We start from the raw sequence: 23,677 nt of genomic DNA on the forward strand, positions 1-23,677 counted from the left end.
ATGCAGAGCAAGGAAGCTGAGGGGCGCGGGGTATGGCTGCCCGGGCGGCCCGCTCAGTGAGCGGGCCGCCCGTCATGGCGCTTCCTCAGACGCTGTCGGGGCTGTCCACAACCTGGGAGTGCACCTGGTCGTACGTCATGGCTCCCGTCCAGATCCTCAAGCCCTGCAGGCCACCGAGCAGGTAGTCACCGGTGCTGCCGGTAGTGGTGCCGCGCCCCAGGCTCAGCTCGCCACTGCCCTGCTGCGGTGTGGTGAAGGTGGCCGCGCCATCGGACGGCTGATCGATTTCACCGACGTACAGATGAAGCTTGCCGTAGCGGGTCTCGGTCTTGGTGGCGTCGGAGGGATCGGTCCACTCCCAGTCCTCCTGGGCATCGAACACGCCGGTGATCTGCACCCACGAGTCGGTGACGGCCACATCGCCTGCGGGCACTTCCGCGTTCTGGGTCACCTTGCCAGCCGCGTCCACCGCGGTGCGCGTGAACTTCCACAGGTAGGTGTCCGCGGCGGGCTTGACCACCCACAGGGCCCAAGAGGATTCGCCGCCCATGCTCTGTGCTGCCACCCGGGCCGTGTAGCCGACAGGTTTCGCCTTCAGTGCCTGTGCGTCCAGGCGGACACTGGCGGAGACAGTGAACGATCCCGTTTCATCGACCACCGGACCCGTGGAGGCGGCGTACTGGCTGTTGCCGTCCAGGAACAGGGCGTTGTCCTCCTCGTTCACCGTGCTGCCAGCGGGCGCCAGCTTCATCGACGCAACCGGATACTCCGTGTTCTCCGCAATCTCGCTGCCCTTGGCCGAGGTGGCGTCCCACTGAGCCACCAGCTCATTGGCACGCACCCCGTCCTCGCGCAGCCGGGCCTCGTCGGCGACCTGCGCCGGCTGCAGCGCTTGCTGCCATACCGCAGTCTCGTCGATGAGGCCGAAGTAGTAGTCGTTGTACTTGCCGTTGGCGAGGCTGCGGCCGAACTGCAGGCCACCGGTGGCAGCCCACGGGGTGTAGGTGGCTGCCGCCTGGGACAGGACGACCGGCTGTCCCTGGGGCTGTCCGTTGATGAACAGCTGGATGGTGTCGTTGGTCGGATCGTTGTCGGGAAGGTTGTCGTCGCCTTCCGTCTTGAACACGCCTGCCACGTGAGTCCACACGTTCAGCGGCGGGTCGTCATGGTCCGCCAGCGAACGGATGTAGACGGGGCCGGTCTGGTCCCTGTCCGTCCGGTTGAACACCCACTTCTTGTAGGAGGCCGAGTAGTACAGGGCGAACGAGCTGCCGTTGGTTCCGGGCTCGGACAGCACCACGCGGTTGGCAGAAGCATTCGCCAGCTGCACCCAGGCCGAGACGGTGAACGACTCGCGCGTATCGAGCACCGGAGTGCCGGTGGACGCATACCCGATCTGCTGGGCAGGGTCGGCGGTGCCGTCGTTCAGACGCAGCGAATAGTCCGACGCGCCACGGCGGCCACGAACCGACCATGCCGTTCCCGGCGAAGCCACGGCCGCATCATGGCGGATGCCCTCGGTTGCTGTGTCCGTGGCCGTGCTGCTGCCCGAGTTGGGGAACGTGTCGAAGTGCCAGCGGCCCACCGCACCTTTCGCGGGTGCCACCTTGAAGACGAACTCCTGCGGCGTTCCCCACCGTTGGTAGACGTCCTTAGCCCGCACCGACAGTACCTGCGTGCCCGACAGAGGCGGGATCACGTCCTTCACCTCGGCCTTCAGGGTCCCTGAGACCGTCTTCGCGGGCGTGGACAACAGCTTGTACTCGTAGGCCGTGATGTCGGTGTGGCCGGCGCTGTCGATGTCGGCGGTGTTGGGCTGGAAGGTGAACGATCCGGCAATACCGGGGCCGCCCTTGCCCTCACACGCGTTCGCCGTGCAGGCGGTGTACGGAGAGCCGGGGGTGATCCGTGGTGCCTTCGGCGCCGACGAATCGATCTTGAAGTAGCACCAGGGGCTGTACGAGGACCACAGGTCACCACTCGTGCCGTGATAGGACCAGTGCGACTGGGTACGGGCCCGGTAGCGGTACAGGCCTCCGTCGGCGCGGTCGCTGGTGGCCATCTTCTCCAGCGTCCCGTCGGGGTCCCAGCCCGAGTCGGGTCTGTATCCGGTCCACACCTGATGCCAGGCCGCATCATCACCACGCTCGACGACGTACTCGGCCTGCAGCGCACCTTCCTGATCGCCCTTATGCGCCTCAACCTGCGTCTGCACACGGGCCTGGATCGTCGGAGTCTTGATCGTCGCCACGAGCGGGTTCGACGAGTACTTGTTGCAGTAGGCCGTCGTTCCCAAGCCGGGAATGACCCCCACATCGGTGGGCACGCCCGGCTTGTACGCGAAGTCCACCGAGAGCTCGGCGTTGTCGTCGAACCGCTTCCAGGCACGCGGGTCGCTCTCGTCCTTGGCACGCAGCATCAGGGTGAGCCGGCTGATCTTGCCGTCCGCGAAGGAGCGGACGGTGCTCTTCAGGTTCTCGTCCGACTCATCCGGGTTGTCGTTGAACTCGATCCAGGCATCCGGCTGGTCGGGACTGCACAGGCTCCCGCGCCCCGCAGCAACGTAGCGGTCGCCCATCTGGTCCAGCTGCTTGGGCCCTGGCCAACTGGTGCCCTCGGAGATGTTGTCGGTGCGCTCCAGGTCCACCCAGTGCGGGTCGCAGTTGAACGACCACGTCTCATGGGCCCGGAAGGTGGCATCCAGCACGTATTTGCCGACCAGCTTGGTCGGGGCGAACTCGAAGTACATGCGGTCGACGTAGCCGCCGCCGCAGTAGTAGCCGTCTGCCGTCCCGCACTTGCCGACGCCCTTGTCGCCGTCGAACATCCAGAACTTGTCGCCGTCGGAAGACAGCTTCGTGCGCTCCGAGACCCCCAGTCCGACCGACGGGTCGATGTAGACGGGGTAGACGGTGTCCTTGCCGCGCAGCAGCTCCAGGTCGGGGTGCACGGCGACCGTGCCGTCATCGACCTTGACCGGCAGCACGGCGGTGGTATCGCCTTCCCCCGGCTGCGATGGGTCGTCCTGCGTCTGACCGTCCGCGGACACGGGGGTGTCGGTGCGCATCAACTGCGTCTGCGGGCCTGACTCACCGTCACCGGCAGAGTCCCACATCTGGCCCGCCGGGCCGCGGAACACCGCGTTGCCGTCGTCGTCGACGGCCCGCAAGCCCCCGCCGGCGCCCGGCACCACGGACAGACCATCCCCAGACGCGGTGAGCTTGACCTGCTCCAGGGCGGGGTTCTGCGCCGCCTCGGGCGTCTTGACGACCAGGACTTCCCGGTAGCTCTCGGCAGTGGCCGTCAGCTGCAGGTCCACACCGTCAAACACGTTCACATAAGTCGCCGTTGCACCATCCACAGTCGGCTCCGGCAGGCTCCCCGGCCAGCCCAGGGTGATCGACCGTCCGTCCTTGCCCAGACGGATCATGTCCGATCCCGAACCGCCGCCGGAGAACGACAAGTTCACCACAGCACCCTTGGGAGCGACCCGGCCATCCGCACGGCGTTCCAGGATTGGATCGACCGCACCCCAACCGCCGTCGTCTTCCTTCACTCGCTGAGGTGTCGTGGACTGCGTCAGCGTGAACGAGCCGTCCGGGTTCGCCTTGGTCGTGGAGTACTCGGTACGGTCCGCCGTCACCTCCACCGGCTCACCAGACGCCTGGGCCTGAGCGGAAGCGGTGGCTTCGTCCACCGCTCCGGTATCCGCCGCAGCGGTCGTCGACATCGGAAGGGCTGCCACAGCAGGCAACCCGGGCAGCACTGACAGCACGAGCGCAGCCGCGCCACCACTCCAAAGGCAGGTGCGCGCTCTTCGTGCCCTCCGCGCCAGCGTCACGCCAGCCCGCTCAGGCTTCACCGAATCCCCCCATGTATGGATCTTGTAAAAGACCTGGAAAGTAAAGATCCGGTTACCGTGCGAGGTCAATGTCACGTGACCCACGTCACGGAAATATGTCCGAATAGAGGCTGACCTGCATAGATAGCTACCCTCGTCGGGCTCAGGTGGCCAAGAATGTCTCAAATTGATGGTCGATGAGACTTGCGCCTCCAGGCGGGGGGCCTGCCCGCAATGCTTCTCGGAAGGGTGACCCGAGAGGGCCGGTGCCTTCCGGTCACCGGCCCTCTGCTGTGCGCTCCGGTCAGGCCGCCAACTCCGGATCCTGCGCCGGGGTTTCCTCGGCCGGCTCCGGCTTGGTGTCCCGCATCACCACCGTAGCCAGCACCGCCGCCGCCAGAACCCCGACCGCGCTGAGCGTGAAGGTGGTGGACATCGAGGAGGTGAAGGCTTCGCGGGCGGAGCGCAGCAGGCCCGGGTGGGTCGCCGCGACGGCTCCGGCGATGGACTGGCGGGCCGGGGCGGGGGCGTTTGCGGGCATCCGGTCGGTGTAGCCGCTGGAGAGCAGCGAGCCGAGGATCGCGATGCCGAGGGCGGTGCCGGCCTGCTGGACGGTGTCGTTCAGGGCCGAGCCGACGCCCGCCTTGTCCGCCGGGATGGTGCCCATCAGGGCGCCGACCGCCGCCGGCATGGCCGCACCGGCGCCGAGACCGAGGAGTCCGAGGGCGATCGCCGGGACGGTGAAGCCGGAGCCGGCGTCGACCGTGGTGAGCAGGGCGAAGCAGGCCACCATGATCAGCATGCCGGTCAGGATCACGAAGCGGTTGCCGATCTTCGCGGCCAGCTTCACACCGCCCGTGTTGCCGATGAGCGCGGTCACGGCCAGCGGCAGGAAGGCCAGGCCCGCCTTGACGGGCGAGTAGCCGAGGACGAACTGCAGGTACTGGGTGAGGACCAGCAGCAGGCCGCCGTTGCCGATCTGGACCAGGGCCAGGGAGAGCGAACCGCCGCTGAAGTTGCGGTGCTTGAAGAGGACCAGCGGGACCATCGGGGAGGCGGTCACGTTCTCCCGGACCACGAAGGCTGCGAGCGTGACGACCGCGACGGTCAGGCTGACCACGGAACGGCCGCCGAAGGCACCGTGCTGCGGGATCTCGATGATCCACCAGACCAGCGCGGTCATCCCGGCCGCGGACAGCACCGCGCCCAGCGGGTCGGCCTTCTGCCACGGCGCCTTCGACTCCGGCATCAGGGTGACACCGGCGAGGACGGCCAGCGCGACCACGGGGACGTTGAGGAAGAAGATCGAGTGCCAGGAGAAGTGGTCCACCAGCACACCGCCGAGCACCGGGCTGCCGACCAGGCCGAGCATCGACACCGAGCCCCACGCCGCCATCGCCTTGCCGCGCTCCTCCTCGTCGAAGACGGTGATGAGGATGGAGAGGGTGGACGGCATGATCAGCGCCCCGCCGACGCCCATCGCCACGCGCACGGCGATCACCTGGCCCGGACCGGCGGCGAACGTGCCGGCCAGTGAGGCCGCGCCGAACAGCAGCAGGCCGATCAGCATCACCTTCCGGCGGCCGAAGCGGTCACCGAGGCTGCCGGAGGTGAGCAGCAGACCGGCGAAGACCAGGACGTAGGAGTCGAGGATCCACTGGACGTCCTGGGCGCTCGCGCCGAGGTCCTCGGTCATCGCGGGCACCGCCACGGTGAGCGCCATGCTGTCGATCACCAGGACCAGCGTGCTCAGGCAGAGCACGACGAGGATCCACCAACGACGCGGATTGCGGCTTTCCATGATTTCCCTCTCCCCTTGCGCACACCGTTCCGGTCATGCGTACAGCGTTCCTAGCGATGCGCACACTGTACGCACTACGGAACAGTGTGCGCAAGCTTTGAACTCTGTACGCTGAATGCGAACGACGTACGCATAGAGGAGGCGCCGATGGCCGCCAGGAGCAAGCCGACCCCGATCCCCTCCGTATGGGCGCGGCAGCAGCAGGAGCCGGACCAACCGGCGCTCAGCCGGGCCGTGATCGTCCGCGAGGCGATCACCGTGCTGGACACGGACGGCATCGAGGCGCTGAGCATGCGCAAGCTCGCCGCCCGCCTGAACGCCGGCGCGACCTCCCTCTACCGGCACGTGGCCACCAAGGACGAGCTGATGGAGCTGGCCGTGGACGAGGTCGCCGCCGAGGTCCGGGTACCACAGAGCGCCGAGCCCGACTGGCGGGCGGCGGTCACCGAGGCGGCGCGGTCCTTCCGGGCGACCGCCCTGCGCCACCCCTGGCTGTCCTCGGTGATGGGCCAGGCGGGCCTCGCCTATCTGGGCCCCAACCTGATGGCGTTCAACGAGCGGCTCGCCGCGCTGTTCACGGAGGCCGGCTTCCCCGAGCCCGAGGGGGCGATCAGCACCCTGCTCGCGTATGTGATGGGTATGAGCACCGCCGAGGCCGCCTGGCTGACCGCGGTCGCCCGCTCCGGGCACACCGAGGCGGAATTCGTCGCTCGGCTGCTGCCCGCAGCCCAGCAGGCGGCGGCCGGGCACACCCACCTCGCCGCCGCTTACGCCGCCACCGACACGACGGCCGCCCCGGACCCCGCCCGAGACCGGGAGGCCAAGTTCGCCTACGGCCTGGACATCGTCCTCGACGGCCTGGCCTCACGGCTCCCGCGTCAGTGAAGCGAGCCCGGCCGGGTCGCGAGGTCCTCGGTCTCCAGGTACACCTCCGCCAGCACCTGCAGCCCGGCCCCCTCCGCCGTCGTGATCTGCTCGCCGGGCCGGAGCCTGCCCGTGAGGCCGTTCGGGCGGCCGGGGAGCCGCACGGTGGTGCCCTGCTCGGCCGGTACATCGGTGAACTGGGCGGTCAGCAGCTGGTCGAAGTCCGGCGGGCCGGTGAGCAGGTGGGCCAGGAAGAGCTCGTCGGTGCCGAACAGGACGTATTCGAGAGCCGGTTGGGGGGCGGGGTCCGCCTCCGGGCGGCGGGCCCACACCTGTTGCCGTACCCGCACGGTCACCTCGCCGAGCGGTTCGCCGTCCCTTCCGAACCGCCCGAAGAAGAGCTCCCCGGGGATGTCCGCACCGGCCGCCGGGCCCTGCGGCCGGACCGTGAAGAGTGCCGAGGTGCCGTAGCGGGCCCGGGCGCGCTGGTACGTGTCCGTGCTCAGGGTCACCCGGGCCACCGCCTGGACGTCGTACGGCGGGGTGAACAGGGGCATGTGGACTGCGTACACGGGGTCCGAGCCGAGGAGGATGAGGCCGTGGATGTCCTTCTCTCCGTCCTTCTCCCCGTCCGTCTCCCCGTTCGCTTCCCCACCCGCTTCCCCGCTCACCACGTCAGGTCCGGGTCGGGATCCGGGGAGCGGGGCAGCCGGCGGCAGACGAACGCCGCGAGGAAGACGTCGTCCGGGCCGGTGACGGCGTGCTCCTCGCGCGGGGACGTCCAGCGGTACGTCACCCAGCGGATCAGCATGTTGTAGCCGTACTTGACGACCAGGACCTTGGCGAAGTTCCCCTCGCTGGTCGCCACCGCGAAGACGTCGCCGTCGGCCAGTTGGTTGGAGGTGTCCGGGTTGCCGGGGATGGGGTTCTTGCCGTAGGTGAAGGCCGCCAGCTGGTCCACCGTGAGGGAGTCGAAGTCGCGGACGCCCAGGTTGACGATGCTCGCCCGGCCGTTCGGCACCATCTGTGCGGATGTCTCGGTCATCCACTCCCACCAGACGTCGGCGTAGAACATGTCGCCGCCCTGCTCGCCGGTGTCGAAGTCGAAGGTCCAGGTTCCCTTCAGCGCGGTGTCGCCCTGGCCGGCGACGACGGAGTCGGTGACGCGGCGGGTGAGGTCGAGGTTGCGGGCCAGGGCCACCGACTCGACGTACGACGGGCAGCGGCCGCGCGGCGGGGTGCCGCCGTCACTCAGTGGCGCCGCTGAGGCCGAGAGCTTCCACGCGCGGGAGCCGAAGAGTTCCATCGGCGGGTCCAGCCAGGGGCGGACCACCGAGACCACGCGGTAGTCGAAGGCGAGGGACTGGACCGTGGGGTCGATGCCGCCGCCCAGGGCCGCCGTCAGTTCCGGTGGCGCCTGTTCGGCCAGGGAGAGAAGCATCTGCCGGGTCAGCACCACCCGTGACCAGGGGACATCGAGAGCGCCCGCCGGTGAGTAGTACGTCGGCGCGTACCGGATGCCGTTCGGCGCCGTCGAGAACTGGTCGGGAAGGTTCGGGTTGAAGGTGTCGCGGTGGCGTTTCCAGATGCTGGAGGGGGCCTTCGACGCCAGCTCCGAGGTCTCCCGGAGCGCGTCCTCGACCTGGCTCTTGTGGCCGGTCGTCTGCCACGCCTCCATCGCGTCGTCCCGGATCTGCCGCAGCCGGGGCTCGTCGACGTGGGTCCAGTGGTCGCGGACGGCGGGGTCGGCGGACATGCTCGCCGTCTGTTCGCCCTGGTGGTAGTCGGTGTCGGCCTGGAGCCAGGCCTGGCGGGCGGTGCGGTAGTCGCGCAACGCCTGGGACGGTCCGGGGACGCCGGTCGCGTCCGTCACGTAGAGGTAGGCCGACGCGGCGTCGTAGCGCCGGCGCTCCTCCGGCGTCAGGCTGCTGTGCGCGAGGTCCGCGGCGAGCACCTCGCCGTAGACGTCCCACAGGTGCAGGGTGCTCGGAGGTGACCACACGGGCTGGGTGGGGACCCGGTTGACCAGTTCGGAGAACTCGGCGTGGGTCCCCGCCCGGGCCGCGTCCAGCGGTCCGTCGAAGCGGAACTCGCTGTCCCGGTACACCAGGGGTGTGGCCGGTACGGCCACCAGGTGGTCGGCGTCCGTGAGCAGTTGCTGCATGCGGGCGGCGAGGCCCAGCAGGGCGGAGGCGTCGACGGAGGACGCCGCGGCGGTGTCGGTCATGTCGGCGCCCCGCTCAGACCAGCTGGCCGGGGTCGATGCCGTCGAGGAGGTTGGGGGTCTTGCCGAGCAGGTGGTTGACGAAGCCGATGATCTGCATGCCGGGGACCCTGATGGTGACGCCGTCGTTCTCCGAGTGGAAGTGCTGGTCGGACTCGGAGTGGCTGTAGCTGCCGTTGATGGTGAAGGGGCCGAAGCCCACGCTGGCGTGGACGGACACGGAGCTCTGATGGGCCTGGAAGGCCCGGGCGAGCGCGGCCGAGCGGATGGTGAGGTTCTTGATGAACAGGGCCTGGAGCGGGTAGCCGATGAAGCGTCCCTTGGGCGGGGTGCCGCCGTCGGAGGGCATGTCGTCGTAGTTCCAGCCTTCCCCCTTCTTCAGGTCCCAGCCGCGGTTCTCCAGGAACTCCGGGTAGAACCAGGGGCGCACGATCTGCACCTGGGTCATGTCGAAGGTCAGCTCGAAGTCCTCCAGCTGGAAGTTCTCGCTGTAGTCGGAGGAGTTCGAGGTGACACCCGCGCTGGCGCTCCACAGGCCCCAGTTGAGGCCGCCGCCCGCGGACCAGGACGTCGTCTCGTAGTGGCTGTGGGAGTCCACCATCTGGTGGTACATCTCGTAGTTGGTCCAGCCGGCGGAGGTGGCGAAGTCACCGGGGACGACGGTCGTGTAGGAGAAGGACTGGCCCGGTCCCAGGGCGCTGGTCAGCGCCTCCTCGTAGAAGCGCTCCAGGTTCCGCTTCCACAGCAGCATCGACTTCTCGGTGGTCTGGTCGATGTAGGCGTTGATCTCCTCGACCTCGTTGCGGTAGCCGCTGGAGGTCCAGTCGTCCGCGGCGGCGGCCACCTGTAGGCTGTACAGCTGGGCGTTGGCCGCCCAGTCCGCCACCGCCTGCTTGCCGGACTCGCCGACGGCGGCCTGGGCGGCGATGCGCTTGTTGTTGTACGCGAGCGCCGCGGCGACATAGGCCTGCATGGAGGCCTTGTACGCCTTGAGCATGGGACTGTCCTCGGTGACCTGCTTCTCCTGCTCGGTGACGATGTCCTTCACGGTGCGCGTGACCCGCAGCAGCCCGCGGAACCGCTCCAGTTTCTTCTTCTGGTCGTCGGTGAGCTGGTCGTCGATCACCTTGGAGAACCTGAGGATCTCGCCGTAGATCTCGCTCAGCCGCGCCCCGCTCGCGTTGCGCCACACACCGTCCTGGCGCTCCGAGGAGTACGCCGAGGTCACGTCCGGAATGAAGTCGACCAGGGAGGCGAAGTTGTACGCCTGCTGGAGCAGGAGTTTGTCCTCCTGGGCCGTGGCGCCGGTGCCGATGCCCTGGGCGGCGAACATGAAGTCCGCCTCCTGGTAGGGCAGGCCCGGCATGCACCAGGTGATGAAGCTGGACTTGGCCGGCGGCACGCTGCCGTCGCCGCCGGTGAGCACGTTGTACATCTGATCGCGGAAAGTCCGCCCGAGATCCCCCAGTTGATACCCCATGGCGCTGTGGTGCCCGAGCCGCTCGATCCCCACACGGGCAATCCGGGCCGTTCACACGGATAGGTGAATTCCCTGTGATTTCAAGGCACTTGGGGCAACTGGGGAGACTTCAGTCGCTCGCCTCGATGGTACGCATGACCCGGGCGAGGGCGTCGTAATAGGTGGTAGCGGTGGCGTAGCCGGCGTCCGCGACGGCGCGCGCGAACGCGTACGGATCGTCGGTGTGCTGGAAGGCGGGGACGTAGCGGCCGTTGTTCCGCAGGAAGGTGCCGTGCGCAGTGAAGGACTCCTCGGGGGTGGCGTAGACCCGGAACCAGTCGCGGACGACGTACACGTACTTCCCGTCGGCGCGCCGGGTCACGGAGATGACCTCGGGGAAGGTCGCGTCGGGGCGGTCGAGGACCTCCGTGGTGCGCAGCAGCCGGCGGGTCTCGGGCGGGTCGGAGGCCCTGGCCTTGATGCCGAAGAAGTTGTTGCCGGGGGCGTGGGCGCCCCAGCCCGACTCCAGGGCGGCCTGGCCGAGGGTCACGAGCGCGGGCACCTCGGTGGCCGCCTGGCTGGCGTCGGCGTACGTCCCGTAGCGGCGGCGGAAGTCGGCGGCGGTCGCCGTGCCGGTGGCGGGCGGTGCGGAGGCGGCGCCCGACCACACCGCGTCGTAGGGTCCGGCGAGGCCGGGCCACTGGTCGGCGATGGTGAGCGGGTAGCCGTCCGCCTGGCGTTTGGTCTGCCAGTCGATGGCGACGTACTCGGTGCCCTTGAAGAGGTACGCCCGCCCGTTGCCGGGGTTCAGCGCCCCGTCGATGCCGTCGCCCGCCCAGTCGGCGCTCACCCCGCCCCACCCCGCCGCGATGTCCTTGGGGTAGCCGGGGTCCTGGCGGTCGGCGGCGATGTCGTAGCGGACGTACTGGGTGCCGCTGAAGAAGTACAGCTTGCCGTCGCCCCAGTTCATCGCCGCGTCGACGGTGGCGAAGGACAGGCCGCTCCAGTTGTCCTGGATGGTCAGCGGGTAGCCGTCGTCGACGGTCTGCGTGGCGAACGGGATCCGTACGTACTCGGTGCCCCGGAAGGCGTACAGGTTCTGCTGTCCCAGGTCGACCGCCGCGTCGATGCCCTCCTCCCAGCCGGCCGGCAGCCCGCTCCACGCCGTGCCGAGCTGCCACTCCTGGCCGGAGTCGGCCGCGTCCTTCTCGATGTCGTACGGGGTGACGGTGCCGCCCACGGTGAAGTACGCCTTGTCCACGTCCATTGCCCGGGTCCCCCTCGCGCTCGTCGTGTTCCTGGGGGATGGATGCTCCCGGGCCGGGCCTTCACACCTCGGGTGCGCGTCCCGTACGGGGCGCGCAGGTGCGCGGACGGATGTGGATCACCCGTTCACCGGCGCCCGCCGCTCCATTCGTGTGCTTTTCGTACTTCTCTTCGTCCATGGCCCGGCGCACGCCCTTGACCTGCCGGAACCCGGTGACCGCTAGGCCGTGTGGGGGCCGCCTGCGACACCCGTTCACCCCATTCCTGACGGGTCATCAGGAAGCGGGCGGGCCCGAATGCCACTTACCTCGGTAGGGCAGGGGCGCGCCCCTGAACGAGTGGGACGAACGAGTCGATCGAACGAGTCGGACAAGCTCTGGGGAGCACCATGCGACGCACCGCCCGTCTGTTGACCGGTACCGCGCTCGCCGTAGCGGCGGCGGGTCCCGCCGCGGCACCGGCCTACGGCGGTGGGACGGGCAGTCTGCAGGTGTACCCGTCCACCACGGTGCCGGGCAGCCAGGTCACGGTGAACACGGCGGCGTGCGGGGGCAGGGGCACGGCGGTCGGTGACGCGGGCGCGGTCGGCGCCGGGACCTTCCCGCTGGCGCCCAGCACGCACGAGGGCGAGGCGATCGGCCAGTTCCGGGTGCCGCCGAGCGCGCAGCCGGGGACGTACGAGATCGTCGCGAAGTGCGCGGAGGGCACCCTGCAGGTCACGGGCGACCTGGTGGTGGCGTTGGGTGCGGCGGCACACGAGCAGCCGCGAGGAAGCGTGCGGACGGGGGTCGGCGGCGCACTCGGCTCCGACCCCGTGCAGACCACGGCGGGTGTGGCGGCTCTGGCCGTCGCCGCCGCGGGCGGTACCTGGCTCCTGCATCGCCGGGCGAGAGGCGACGGGATCTGACGGACACCCTCCGCTGTCCGTCCGCCGGTACCGCATGCCCCGCCCCCTCCGGACCCGATGCCCCTCGGGGCCCGGAGGGGGACGGGGGTCTGCTTCGGAAAGACCGGGCCTGCCGAACGGGCCCGCAGGGGCCCGCCATGGTCCCGCCTCGCAGGAGGTCCGCCTCCGGGAGAGGGGTTCGTATGCGCAGGATCGGGGACTCGGCGATAGCCGCGGTCACCGTCGTCGCCCTCGGCGCGGGGGTGTGGCTGCTCGGCGACGGGACCGGAACGCAGGCTCCGCCGCAGCCGACGGCCGCCGAGGGCCGGCCCGACCCGGGCGAGGAGCGGCTCACGGCTCCCGCGCTGGAGCCGTCCCCGCCCACCCGCATCCGCATCCCCGCGATCCGGGTGAACGCCCCCCTGATGGGCCTCGCCCTCACCCGCGCCGGAAGCCTGGACGTGCCGCCCGCCCGCGAGAAGAACCTCGCCGGCTGGTACGAGGCCGGCACCACCCCCGGCGAGACGGGCACCGCGATCGTCGCGGGCCATGTCGACAACACCGAGGGCCCCGCCGTCTTCTTCAACCTCGGCGCCCTGAAGCGGGGCGCCGTCATCGAGGTGGACCGGCAGGACGGCGGCGTGGCCGTGTTCACCGTGGACGCGGTCGAGGTGTACGCGGCCCGCGACTTCCCCGACGAGAAGGTGTACGGCGCGGCCCAGCGGCCCGAGTTGCGCGTCATCACCTGCGGCGGCGGCTATTCGCGGGCCACGGGCTACCAGGGCAACGTGGTCGTGTTCGCCCATCTGACGGGCAGCCGCTGAGCCCGGGTGCCGGGTAGCCGCCGAGTCTCAATGCGCCGGCACCTCACCGCCCAGGACGTGCTCCCTCCCCCACGCGCCCAGCGGGCCCAGCGCCTCGTTCAGCAGCACGCCCCGCGCGGTCAGCGAGTACTCCACCCGCGGCGGCACCTCGTCGTACTCCTCGCGGTGCACGATCCCGTCGGTCTCCAGCTCCCGCAGCTGCGCGGCGAGCACCTTCTCCGTCACGCCCGGCAGCTGCCGGCGCAGCTCGCCGAAGCGGTGCGGGCGCTCGTGCAGCGCCCACAGGATCAGCACCTTCCACTTGCCGCCGATGACGTCCATTGCCGCGTCGATCCCGCACACGTACGCCCCCGGCCGCCGCCCGATCGGCACCCTCTCCCCCTTCGCCGAACCCTTCGCCACCTGCACCCTTCCCCGCAGGTAACCACCCACTTCGAAGTAGGTACTTACGTCGGGCGCTCCTCGGGACCAGCCTAGTCGCCATGACCGACAACTCCCTTTCCCCCAGCCCCCGTACGCCCCTGACCCTGCTCGGCACCGGCGCCATGGGCACCGCGCTCGGCCGGGCCTGGCTCGCCGCCGGGCATCCGCTGACCGTCTGGAACCGCACGCCCGCGCGCACCGGGCCGCTGGCCGCCGAGGGCGCGGTGGTCGCCGCGAGCGCGGCGGCGGCGGTCGCGGCGAACCGGCTGGTCGTGGTCTGCCTGCTGGACGACACCTCGGTGGGCCAGGCGCTGGCGGAGGCCGACCTCACCGGCCGGGACCTGGTGAACCTCACCACCGGCACCCCTGGCGAGGGCCGGGCCCGGGCCGCCTGGGCCGAGGCACGCGGCGCCCGTTTCCTGGACGCCGGGATCATGGCCGTACCGCCGATGATCGGTACCCCCGGTGCCTATGTCCTCTACAGCGGCGACCGCGGCCTGTTCGAGGAGCACCAGGACGTCCTGGCCGCCCCGGCCGGCACCGCGTACGTCGGCGCCGATCCGGGGCTCGCCGCGCTGCACGACGTGGCCCTGCTGAGCGGCATGTACGGCACCTTCGCCGGGATCACGCACGCGTTCGCGCTGGTACGCGAGGCGGATGTGGCCCTCAAGGAGTTCGCCGCGCTGCTCGTGCCGTGGCTGACCGCGATGGCGTCCATGGCCCACGAGGCGGCCGAGCGGCTGGCGAGCGGCGACCTGACGACCGGCGTCGTCTCCAGCCTGGCCATGCAGGTCGCGGGCACCGGCACCCTGCTTCGGACGGCCGAGGAGCAGGGCGTGAGCACCGAGCTGCTCGCCCCCTTCCTGGAGCTGATGCGGCGCCGTCTGGCCGACGGGCACGGGGACGAGGACACCACCGGCCTGGTCGGCCTGCTGCAGGTGCGCCCCTGAGCCACCGCACCTCACAGCGCCCCCCGGCGCCCGCCCGGGACCCTCACACCCCGCGCCCGCCCCCGCTGAGGGCAGCGTTCCTCGTGGGAAACAGGAGTGATGCGGACGGGTAATGTCGGGGCCGCACGCTCCTTTGCATGACCTCGAATACGCGTGTGGTGGTGATCGGCGCCGGCCTCGCGGGCGTACGGCTCGCCCGGCGGCTCGGCGAGCTGGGCACGCCCGCGCTGCTCGTCGGCGAGGAGGAGCACCGGCCGTACAACCGGGTCCTGCTCGCCGAGGTGCTGGCCGGCCGGTACGCCCCGGAGGTGATCGCCCTCCCGGCACCGGGCGGCCTGGTGCGCACCCGGGTCACCGCCATCGACCGCGCGGCACGGCGGCTGGACTGCGCCGACGGCTCGTCGATCGCATACGACACGCTGGTGCTGGCCACCGGCTCCAACCCCGTGCTGCCGCCGCTGCGCGGCCTGTTCGCCCCGGACCACCAACTCCCCGAGGGCGTCCACGCGTTCCGCACCATGGACGACTGCCTGGGCCTGTCCAAGGCGGTACGGCCGGGGGTACGGGCAGTCGTGATCGGCGGCGGGCTGCTCGGGGTCTCCGCGGCCCGCGCGCTGGCCGTGCGCGGCGCGCAGGTGGTGCTCGCCCAGCAGGCCGAGCGGCTCATGGAGCGCCAGCTCGACCCGAACGCCTCCCGGCTGGTGCTGCGGCACCTGAAGGATCTCGGCGTCGAGGTGCACACCGAGTGCCGGGTGCGGGACGTGCGCTCGGTCGGCGGCGCGGTCCGCTCGGTGGAGATGGCCGACGGCTACGCCCTCGACGCCGACCTCGTGGTCCTCGCCTGCGGGGTGCGGCCGCGCACGGGTCTGGCCGAGCAGGCGGGACTCGCCGTCCACAAGGGCGTCCTCGTCGACGACGAGCTGCGCACCTCGGACCCGCACATCCACGCCATCGGCGACTGCGCCCAGCACGAGGGAACGGTCTACGGCCTCGCCGCCCCGGCCCTCGAACAGGCCGATCTGCTCGCGGAGTTGCTCGCGGGCGACGCGAACGCCCGGTACACCGGCACCCGCGCCCTGACCCGGCTGACCCTCACGGGTCCCGACTCCCCCTTCGACCTCGCCGCGTTCGGCGAGACCGAGCCCCGCCCCGGCGACGACGTCGTGCAGCTCGCCGACGCCACCCGGGGCACCTACCGCAAGGTCGTCGTCCGCGACGACCGCCTGGTCGGCGGGGTCCTCGTCGGCGAACTCGGCACCGTCGGCGCGCTCGCCCGCGCCTGGGAGGGAGCAGAGCCGCTCCCCGACGACGGCCCCCTGCTCCACCTGCTCACCAACGATGGAGGCTCCTGATGACCGCCACCCCGGGGGCCACCCCCACGATCGTGCTCGTCGGCCACGGCATGGTCGGCCAGCGCTTCCTCGAGGCGCTCGCCGAGCGCGGCCTGACCGCCACGCACCGCGTGGTCGTGCTGTGCGAGGAGCCGCGTCCGGCCTACGACCGCGTGCAGCTCACGTCGTACTTCTCGGGGAAGACCCCCGAGGACCTCTCGATGACGGACATGGAGTTCATCAAGGACCACGGCATCGAGCTGCACGTCGGCGACCCGGCGGAGACGATCGACCGTGACGCGCGCAAGGTGACGTCCCGCTCCGGTCTCGTCGTCGACTACGACTTCCTCGTCCTGGCCACCGGCTCGTACCCGTTCGTGCCCCCCGTCCCCCACAAGGACGCCGAGGGCTGCTTCGTCTATCGCACGATCGAGGACCTGCTGGCGATCGAGGCGTACGCGAAGAGCAAGGCCCAGGTGGGTGCCGTGGTCGGCGGCGGTCTGCTCGGACTCGAGGCGGCCGGTGCGCTGAAGGGTCTCGGACTCAGCGCCCACATCGTGGAGTTCGCGCCCCGGCTGATGCCCGTCCAGGTCGACGAGGGCGGCGGCGCCGCGCTCCTGCGCACGATCGAGGACATGGGCCTGACCGTGCACACCGGCGTGGGCACGCAGGAGATCGTGACGGACTCCTCGGGCGCGGTCACCGGCATGAAGCTGTCCGACGGCTCCGAGCTCGCCACCGACATGGTGGTGTTCAGCGCCGGTGTCCGCCCCCGCGACCAGCTGGCGCGCGACTGCGGTCTGACGGTGGGCGAGCGCGGTGGCATCACGGTCGACGAGCAGTGCCGTACGGTCACCGACCCGCACGTGTTCGCGATCGGCGAGTGCGCGCTGGCCGCGGACGGCCGGGTCTACGGCCTGGTCGCGCCGGGCTACGAGCAGGCTGAGACCGCGGCGGCCACGATCGCCGCCGACGAGGCGTCCTTCACGGGTGCCGACCTGTCCACCAAGCTGAAGCTGCTCGGCGTGGACGTGGCGTCCTTCGGCGACGCGCACGGCACCGCCGAGGGCTGTCTGGACGTCGTGTACTCCGACTCCCGCGCGGGCCTGTACAAGAAGCTGGTCATCGGCCGGGACGGCACGCTGCTCGGCGGCATCCTGGTCGGTGACGCGGAGGCGTACGGCACCCTGCGCGCGCTGACCGGTTCGGTGCCGCCCATCTCCCCCGAGTCGCTCGTCCTGCCCGCCGGAGCGGGCCCGGGGGCCCAGCTCGGCCCGTCCGCGCTGCCGGACGAGGCGATCATCTGCTCCTGCCACAACGTCAGCAAGGGCACGATCCGGGGCGCGGTGACGGAGCATTCCTGCACCACGGTGCCCGAGGTGAAGAAGTGCACCAAGGCCGGTACCGGCTGCGGCAGTTGCGTGAAGGTGCTCGGCCGGCTGGTCACCGCCGAGCTGGAGGCGTCCGGCGTCGAGGTCGACAAGGGCCTGTGCGGCTGCTTCGGGCTGACCCGCGAGGAGCTGTACGAGATCGTCCTCGCCCTGCGCATCAACACCTACCAGGGCCTGCTCGGCCGCTACGGCCGCGAGGAGGCCCGGGGCGGCGACGGCTGCGAGATCTGCAAGCCGGCGGTGGGCTCGATCATCGCCTCCCTCGCCCCGACGATCGGCGCGAGCGGTTATGTCCTGGACGGCGAGCAGGCCGCGCTCCAGGACACCAACGACCACTTCCTGGCCAACCTCCAGAAGAACGGCTCGTACTCGGTCGTGCCGCGCATCCCCGGCGGTGAGATCACCCCCGAGGGCCTGATCGTGATCGGTGAGATCGCCCGCGACTTCGGCCTCTACACGAAGATCACCGGCGGTCAGCGGATCGACATGTTCGGCGCGCGGGTCGAGCAACTGCCCCTGATCTGGACCCGCTTGGTGGACGCCGGCTTCGAGTCGGGCCACGCGTACGGCAAGGCGCTGCGCACGGTGAAGTCCTGCGTGGGGCAGACCTGGTGCCGCTACGGCGTCCAGGACTCGGTCCGCATGGCGATCGACCTGGAGCTGCGCTACCGGGGACTGCGCTCCCCGCACAAGCTCAAGTCCGCCGTCTCCGGCTGTGCCCGCGAGTGCGCCGAGGCCCAGTCGAAGGACTTCGGCGTGATCGCCACCTCCAACGGCTGGAACCTGTACGTCGGCGGCAACGGCGGCGCGACCCCCCGCCACGCGGACCTGCTGGCCCAGGACCTGTCGGACGCCGAACTGGTCCGCCTCATCGACCGGTTCCTGATGTTCTACATCCGCACGGCCGACCGCCTGGAGCGCACCTCCACCTGGCTGGAGCGGATCCCCGGCGGCCTGGACCACGTCCGCGACGTGGTCGTGGAGGACTCCCTCGGCATCTGCGAGGAGCTGGAGTCCCTGATGGCGGACCACGTGGCGCACTACGCCGACGAGTGGGCGACCACCATCAACGACCCCGAGAAGCTCGCCCGGTTCGTGTCCTTCGTCAACGCGCCGGACACCCCCGACCCGGTCGTCGGCTTCGTGCCCGAGCGCGACCAGATCAAGCCCGACCTGCCGCTGCTGACCATCGGCCACCGACCCCTGGAAGGGAGCGCCCAGCGATGACCCTGGCACCCGAGACGACCGACCTGAAGGTTCACATCCAGCTGGACTCCCACGAGGGCGCCTGGTTCACGGTCTGCGAGGCGAGCCGGCTAGTGCCCGGCCGGGGCGTGGCCGCGCTGCTGCCGGACGGCCGCCAGGTCGCCCTGTTCCGCGACCGCACGGGCCGGCTGTACGGCATCGACAACCGCGACCCGTTCGGCGGCGCGGCGGTCCTCTCCCGCGGCCTGACCGGCACCCACCAGGGCCGCCCGTTCGTGGCGTCCCCGCTGCTCAAGCAGCGCTTCGACCTGGAGACCGGGCAGTGCCTGGACGACGAGTCGGTGCGGGTGGCGACGTACGAGGTGCGGGTTTCGTAAGCCTGAACAGAGGTTTCTTGACTGATCGTTCTCTTTGGACCTAGGTTGCTCTGTGTGGCCAGGACCAAGGAGTTCGATCCGGACGCCGCACTCCAGGCAGCGATCGAGCTGTTCTGGCGGCGCGGCTACGAGGCGACGTCGATGTCCGACCTCGTCGAGCACCTCGGCATCGGGCGCGCCAGCATCTACGCGACCTTCGGCAGCAAGCACGAGCTGTATCTGAAGGCGCTGGAGCGCTACCAGGAACAGCTTCCCGACCTGCTGCGGGAGCTGTCCCAACCGGGCCCGGTCCTGCCCGCCGTACGCGCTCTCGTACGACGCTACGCGGACGAGGCCGCAGCCGCGGACCTGCGCCTGAGCGGCTGTTTCGTCACCAACACGGCGGCCGAACTGGCACCCCGCGACCCGGCCGCCGCGCGGAGCGTCGAGCGCAGCTGGGACCAGCTGGAGACGGTGCTGCACTCGGCGCTGGTCCGGGGGCAGGCGCAGGGCGAGCTGCCGGCCGACCGTGATCCGCTCACCCTCGCCCGCATGCTGCTGGTGCTGCTGCAGGGCCTACGGGTCGTCGGCAAGGCGTCGGCGGACCCGGCCCGGGTCCGGGACGCGGCGGAGCAGGCGCTGGCCCTGCTCGACTGACACGCCCCTCTGTCGAGGGGCGTTTTTCCGGCCCGCATACTGAACCGATCAGTCAAGAAAAAGGGGAGATCATGACCACCACCCGCTTCACCGGCAGGACCGCTCTGGTCACCGGCGCCGGCTCCGGCATCGGGCGTTCCGTCGCGCTCGCCCTCGCCGCGGAGGGTGCCCAGGTGGTCGTGGCCGGGCGCCGGGCGGAGCCGCTGGACGAGACCGTGCGGCTGATCGAGGAGCAGGGCGGCAAGGCGCTCGCGGTGACCGCCGACGTCTCCCGTGCCGCCGATGCGCAGGCGCTGGTCCGGGCCGCGGTCCAGCACTTCGGCTCGCTCGACGTGGCCGTCAACAACGCCGGTGTCTTCCGGGGCGGGCAGCCCCTCGCCGACCTGCCGGAGGACGACTGGCACACCCAGCTCGCCGTCAACGTCACCGGCGTCCATCTGGCCCTCCAGGCCCAGATCCGCCGGATGCGCACCCAGCCGTCGGGCGGCGTGATCGTCAACGTGGCCTCCACGTTCGGCGCGCACACCACCACCGCCGGAGCCGCCGCCTACGCCGCGACCAAGGCCGCCGTGACCGCCCTGAGCCGGGGCGCCGCTCTGGACCACATCGGCGACGGCGTCCGCATCAACGTGGTCAGCCCCGGCGCCACCGCCACCTCCATGTCGCTCCGCCCCGGCGAGACGGAGGCCGACCGCACCGAGCGCGCCAAGGCCACGCTCCCGCTCGGCCGCATCTCCGCCACCGAGGAAGTCGCCGCCGCGATCCTCTACCTGGCCTCCGACGACGCGGCCTCGCTCGTCGGCACCGACCTGGTGGTGGACAGCGGAGGCTCGCTGTGAGCGCGTGGGTTCACGGGCCCGGGCTGTCGGACACCCCGTAGTGGTGCGACCGGGCCCCCTCGACATCGGCCAGGTCATCGGCCACCGCGTCCAGCTGCTGCCGGGCGTACTCGTCGAGGAACGGGAACAGGGCTCCGCAGTCCCGGCAGGCACGCGCGAGTCCGGCGTCGAACGCCGGCCGGGGTTTCAGGAATCCCGGCCGGCGGAACTTGAGCCGAAGGCGTTCGCCCCATTGCTCACCCGGGGTGAGTTCCCCGACCGGACTCAGCCGGTCCGAGCCGCATATCCAGCACCGCATGCCGGGAACCCTACTGGCCCTAGTCGATCCCCGACCGCTCCACCCCCGCCACGATCCACCGCTGGAAGCACAGGAACACCAGCAGCAGCGGGAGGACCGACACGGCGGCGGCCACGAACAGCTCGTGCAGCCGGATCACCTGGGACGTCGTGAAGGACGACAACGCCACCTGCACCGTCCAGGCACTCTGGTCCTGCCCGATGACCAGCGGCCACAGGAAGGAGTTCCACGCGCCGAGGAACACGATCGTGCCGACGGCGGCGAACACCGGCCGCGCGTTCGGTACGACGACCAGCCAGTACGTGCGCCCGTACCCGAGCCCGTCGACCTGCGCCGCATCCTCCAACTCCCGTGGGAATCCCAGGAAGTACTGCCGGAAGACGAAGCAGGCGAAGGCCGGGAACAGGGTCGGGACGATCAGCCCCCGCAGCGTGGAGATCCAGCCCAGCGACGACACCAGCACGAAACCCGGTACGAACGTCACGGCGGCCGGGACCAGGAGGGTGCCGAGGATGCCGTGGAAGACCTTGTCCGCGTGCCGGTAGGGGATGCGGGCGAGGCCGTAGCCCGCGAGGGAGGCGAGGAGGAGGGTGCCGAGCGTGGTCGCGACGGCGATCAGCGCGGAGTTGACCAGGGAGCGGGCGAAGGGTACGGAGGGATCGTCGAACAGCTCCCGGACATTCCCCCACCTCACCTCCCCCGGAACGAAGGTCCACGCGGGCGAGGTGATGTCCTGCTCGCTCGACAGGCCGTTGCGGACCAGCAGATAGAAGGGGACCAGGAAGACCAGCGCGAGCGCGATCAGCAGCGCCAGCCGCAGCGCCCGCCCGGCCCGCACCAGGGCGTCATCCATCGGCATCCGTCCTCCCCGGCCTCAGCCACCGCGCCTGGCCCACCGTGACGACGGCGATGACCAGCGCGAGGATCACCGCTCCCGCGCTGCCGAGCCCGAGGTTCTGCCCCTGCCCGAGGGCCGTGGAGTAGAGATAGACCAGCGGCGGTCGGGCGTAGGGCGGATAACCCCGCGCGTCGGACAGCAGGTTGTAGAACTCGTCGAAGGCCTGGAAGGCGCCCACGACGAGCAGCAGCACCACCGCGACCGAGGTGGCCCGCAGCTGAGGCAGCGTGATGTGCCGCAGCACGGTCCAGCCGGGCCGGGCCCCGTCCACGGCGGCCGCCTCGTACAGCGCCGGATCGATCCGCTGGAGCCCGGCGAGGAACAGGATCATGTAGAACCCGGCTTGCAGCCACAGCCGTACGGTGACGATGACCAGCCAGTACCAGGGCGGCTCGGTGGTGGACAGCCAGGCGACGGGATCGCCGCCGAACCATCCCAGCACGGTGTTCGCGAGCCCGAACCGCACCCCGCTGAAGAGAGACGTCTTCCAGACGAGAGCCGCGACGACGTAACTGCACGCGGCGGGCAGGAAGAACACGGACCGGAAGAAGGCCCGGGCGCGGTGGAGGCGGTTGACCATCAGGGCGAGGGAGAGGGAAAACACGTACGTGACGGGCACGATGAAACCGGTGAAGACGAGGAAGGTCCTCAGACTGTCGACGAACGCGTCGTCCTCCAGCATCGCCGTGTAGTTGTCCAGCCCGACGAAGTGCGTCGGCGTGACGGTGTTGTGCGCGTCGAAGAAGCTGAGCGCCACGCTCCACAGCAGCGGGACGTAGGTGAAGAGGACGAGCCCGAGGACGAAGGGCCCGACGAAGGCCCAGAACCAGAGGGTGTTCCGCCTGCTCACGACTTCTTCTTCACGCGGTCGAGCTCGGCCGACACCTTCCGTACGACGGCCCGCAGCTCACTCTCCGGACTGGCACCGCTCCTGATGATCCGGCTGAGCGCGTCCTGGTAGGCGGTCTGGGCGGCCGGGGTCCACAGCAGGGGCTGGGCGCAGCCGTGCTCGGTGCCGAACCGGACGGCATCGGCGGCCGCGCCCGATTTCAGCGCGGCGGCCTTCCGGGCGAGGGAGATCCGGGCGGGGATGTGGAAGCCGTAGGAGAGGGCGAAGTCCTCCTGGAAATCGGTGCGTTCGACCCACAGCCACTTCACATACGCCTTGGCGGCCTCCTGGTGCCTGCTGCGCGCGCTGACGGCGGCGCCGTACGCACCGACGGGGACCGAGGGCCGGCCGTGGCTGCCGTCCCTGGGGAACGGCAGCACCCCGAAGTCGTCGCCGAGTTCCTTCTGCACCTGGGGCAGCGCCCACAGCCCGGACCACTGCATGGCGGTCAGCCCCTGGAGGAAGGCCGAGGGGTCGGACCAGTCGGCGGGCGCGCCGAGGAGCAGGGACTCGTCGGCGTACAACTGGTGCAGTTTGCCGAGGGTGCGGGCGGCGGAGGGGTCGTCGAAGCCGACCTTGCCGTCGTCGGTGACGAGCTGAAGTCCGGTGGCGTAGAGGGGGGTTCCGCCGAGGGCCCCCGCTCCCCCGTCGTTGCCGAGGAACAGCCCCTTGACCTTGCTGCCGGTGAGCCTCCGCGCGGCGTCGACCAGGGCGTCCAGGGTGGTGGGGGGCTCGACTCCCGCGTCTCTCAGCAAGCTCTTGCGGTAGTAGAGCAGCTGCAGGTCGACGACCTGGGGAATGCCCCAGATCCTGCCGCCGTGGGTCTTCGGCCTGAGCACGGCGGGATTGAAGTCATCCTTGACCCCGTCGACGTCGAGCAGATCGGTGAGGTCGGCCACCTGACCGCCCTGGATCTGGTCGAGCGTGGGCCCGTTGACCTCGAAGACATCGGGTCCGGAGGCGGTGAGCAGGGCGGCGGAGGTCTGCTGGTCGTAGGTGCCCGGCCGCCACTGCACGCTGACGTCGGCCTTCTGGTACGCGGCGGCATACCGCTGCACGGCCTGCTCGGCGCCGGCCTCGCCGTACTGGTGATACCACTGCGACAATCCCGGTCCCGCGCCCCCACCGCCCCGCCCGGTACGGGATCCGCACGCCGTGACCAGTCCGGCACCCGCGCCCGCCGCCAGCAGCGCCCTCCGGCTGATGCCCCTCATCTTGTGCCCCCTGACGTTCGTCATCGATGCACGGGGACCAACGATCAACCATGCGCCGGA

Annotated in this window: 20 protein-coding genes; 9 read left to right on the plus strand and 11 right to left on the minus strand. The window is 70.5% G+C overall.

Going from position 1 to position 23,677, the window contains the following annotated elements; genetic code table 11:
* Positions 1-85: 85 nt before the first annotated feature.
* Both ACZ5DS_RS04000 and ACZ5DS_RS04005 read right to left on the minus strand, forming a co-directional pair.
* Complete coding sequence (locus tag ACZ5DS_RS04000) at positions 86-3,730, minus strand: laminin G domain-containing protein (protein ID WP_468233652.1); 3,645 nt, start codon at positions 3,728-3,730, stop codon at positions 86-88.
* 415 nt (positions 3,731-4,145) lie between these two features.
* Complete coding sequence (locus ACZ5DS_RS04005; protein WP_468233654.1) at positions 4,146-5,642, minus strand: MFS transporter; 1,497 nt, start codon at positions 5,640-5,642, stop codon at positions 4,146-4,148.
* Between the two features lie 147 nt (positions 5,643-5,789).
* On the opposite strand from ACZ5DS_RS04005, the gene ACZ5DS_RS04010 reads away from it, so the two are divergent.
* Complete coding sequence (locus tag ACZ5DS_RS04010; protein WP_468233656.1) at positions 5,790-6,527, plus strand: TetR/AcrR family transcriptional regulator C-terminal domain-containing protein; 738 nt, start codon at positions 5,790-5,792, stop codon at positions 6,525-6,527.
* Here ACZ5DS_RS04010 and ACZ5DS_RS04015 read toward each other — a convergent pair.
* The 4 genes from ACZ5DS_RS04015 to ACZ5DS_RS04030 form a co-directional block, all read right to left on the minus strand.
* Positions 6,521-7,177 (minus strand): hypothetical protein, encoded by a 657-nt coding sequence (locus tag ACZ5DS_RS04015; RefSeq protein WP_468233658.1) that lies wholly within the window; start codon positions 7,175-7,177, stop codon positions 6,521-6,523. The two genes, ACZ5DS_RS04010 and ACZ5DS_RS04015, sit on opposite strands and share 7 nt — an antisense overlap.
* Positions 7,174-8,733, minus strand: coding sequence for a hypothetical protein (locus ACZ5DS_RS04020; RefSeq protein ID WP_468233661.1), 1,560 nt, complete (start codon positions 8,731-8,733; stop codon positions 7,174-7,176). The genes ACZ5DS_RS04015 and ACZ5DS_RS04020 overlap by 4 nt, the downstream gene beginning before the upstream one ends.
* A 13-nt stretch (positions 8,734-8,746) precedes the next feature.
* The gene (locus tag ACZ5DS_RS04025) at positions 8,747-10,210 is read right to left on the minus strand and encodes a hypothetical protein (protein WP_468233663.1); all 1,464 of its coding nucleotides are present in this window, start codon (positions 10,208-10,210) and stop codon (positions 8,747-8,749) included.
* A 109-nt stretch (positions 10,211-10,319) separates the two neighbouring features.
* Positions 10,320-11,456 (minus strand): hemopexin repeat-containing protein, encoded by a 1,137-nt coding sequence (locus ACZ5DS_RS04030; protein ID WP_468233666.1) that lies wholly within the window; start codon positions 11,454-11,456, stop codon positions 10,320-10,322.
* A gap of 387 nt (positions 11,457-11,843) precedes the next feature.
* Between ACZ5DS_RS04030 and ACZ5DS_RS04035 the strand changes: the two genes are divergently transcribed.
* Positions 11,844-12,362 (plus strand): hypothetical protein, encoded by a 519-nt coding sequence (locus ACZ5DS_RS04035; RefSeq protein ID WP_468233668.1) that lies wholly within the window; start codon positions 11,844-11,846, stop codon positions 12,360-12,362.
* 182 nt (positions 12,363-12,544) lie between these two features.
* Complete coding sequence (locus ACZ5DS_RS04040) at positions 12,545-13,165, plus strand: class F sortase (RefSeq protein ID WP_468233671.1); 621 nt, start codon at positions 12,545-12,547, stop codon at positions 13,163-13,165.
* 27 nt (positions 13,166-13,192) lie between these two features.
* Here ACZ5DS_RS04040 and ACZ5DS_RS04045 read toward each other — a convergent pair whose 3' ends face one another.
* Complete coding sequence (locus ACZ5DS_RS04045; protein ID WP_468233673.1) at positions 13,193-13,537, minus strand: winged helix-turn-helix transcriptional regulator; 345 nt, start codon at positions 13,535-13,537, stop codon at positions 13,193-13,195.
* Between the two features lie 110 nt (positions 13,538-13,647).
* Here ACZ5DS_RS04045 and ACZ5DS_RS04050 point away from each other — a divergent pair, with 110 nt between their 5' ends.
* From ACZ5DS_RS04050 to ACZ5DS_RS04075, 6 genes are all read left to right on the plus strand, one after another.
* Positions 13,648-14,538: an NAD(P)-dependent oxidoreductase gene (locus ACZ5DS_RS04050; RefSeq protein ID WP_468233676.1), complete on the plus strand. Its 891-nt coding sequence runs from the start codon at positions 13,648-13,650 to the stop codon at positions 14,536-14,538.
* A gap of 137 nt (positions 14,539-14,675) precedes the next feature.
* Positions 14,676-15,890: an NAD(P)/FAD-dependent oxidoreductase gene (locus ACZ5DS_RS04055; RefSeq protein ID WP_468233678.1), complete on the plus strand. Its 1,215-nt coding sequence runs from the start codon at positions 14,676-14,678 to the stop codon at positions 15,888-15,890.
* Positions 15,890-18,487 (plus strand): nitrite reductase large subunit NirB, encoded by a 2,598-nt coding sequence (gene nirB, locus ACZ5DS_RS04060; protein ID WP_468233680.1) that lies wholly within the window; start codon positions 15,890-15,892, stop codon positions 18,485-18,487. Before ACZ5DS_RS04055 ends, nirB begins: the two co-directional genes overlap by 1 nt.
* Positions 18,484-18,843 carry a nitrite reductase small subunit NirD gene (gene nirD / locus ACZ5DS_RS04065; RefSeq protein ID WP_468233683.1) on the plus strand — a complete coding sequence of 120 codons (360 nt, stop codon included), beginning with the start codon at positions 18,484-18,486 and terminating at the stop codon, positions 18,841-18,843. Before nirB ends, nirD begins: the two co-directional genes overlap by 4 nt.
* 54 nt (positions 18,844-18,897) lie before the next feature.
* Positions 18,898-19,479, plus strand: a complete 582-nt coding sequence (locus tag ACZ5DS_RS04070; protein WP_468233686.1) for a TetR/AcrR family transcriptional regulator — start codon at positions 18,898-18,900, stop codon at positions 19,477-19,479.
* 71 nt (positions 19,480-19,550) lie between these two features.
* Entirely contained in the window at positions 19,551-20,318 is a 768-nt protein-coding gene (locus tag ACZ5DS_RS04075; RefSeq protein ID WP_468233689.1) for an SDR family NAD(P)-dependent oxidoreductase, read from the plus strand.
* 10 nt (positions 20,319-20,328) lie between these two features.
* Here the strand turns inward: ACZ5DS_RS04075 and ACZ5DS_RS04080 are convergent, their stop codons facing one another.
* The 4 genes from ACZ5DS_RS04080 to ACZ5DS_RS04095 are packed head-to-tail and all read right to left on the minus strand — an operon-like array spanning position 20,329 to position 23,617.
* Positions 20,329-20,616: a hypothetical protein gene (locus tag ACZ5DS_RS04080; protein WP_468233692.1), complete on the minus strand. Its 288-nt coding sequence runs from the start codon at positions 20,614-20,616 to the stop codon at positions 20,329-20,331.
* Between the two features lie 19 nt (positions 20,617-20,635).
* Positions 20,636-21,469 (minus strand): carbohydrate ABC transporter permease, encoded by an 834-nt coding sequence (locus tag ACZ5DS_RS04085; RefSeq protein ID WP_468233895.1) that lies wholly within the window; start codon positions 21,467-21,469, stop codon positions 20,636-20,638.
* Positions 21,462-22,364: a carbohydrate ABC transporter permease gene (locus tag ACZ5DS_RS04090; RefSeq protein ID WP_468233694.1), complete on the minus strand. Its 903-nt coding sequence runs from the start codon at positions 22,362-22,364 to the stop codon at positions 21,462-21,464. The genes ACZ5DS_RS04085 and ACZ5DS_RS04090 overlap by 8 nt, the downstream gene beginning before the upstream one ends.
* On the minus strand, positions 22,361-23,617 hold the full coding sequence (locus ACZ5DS_RS04095; RefSeq protein WP_468233696.1) for an ABC transporter substrate-binding protein: 1,257 nt from the start codon (positions 23,615-23,617) through the stop codon (positions 22,361-22,363). Before ACZ5DS_RS04095 ends, ACZ5DS_RS04090 begins: the two co-directional genes overlap by 4 nt.
* Positions 23,618-23,677 lie beyond the last annotated feature (60 nt).

It is taken from the genome of Streptomyces sp. NPDC031100, assembly GCF_055570785.1.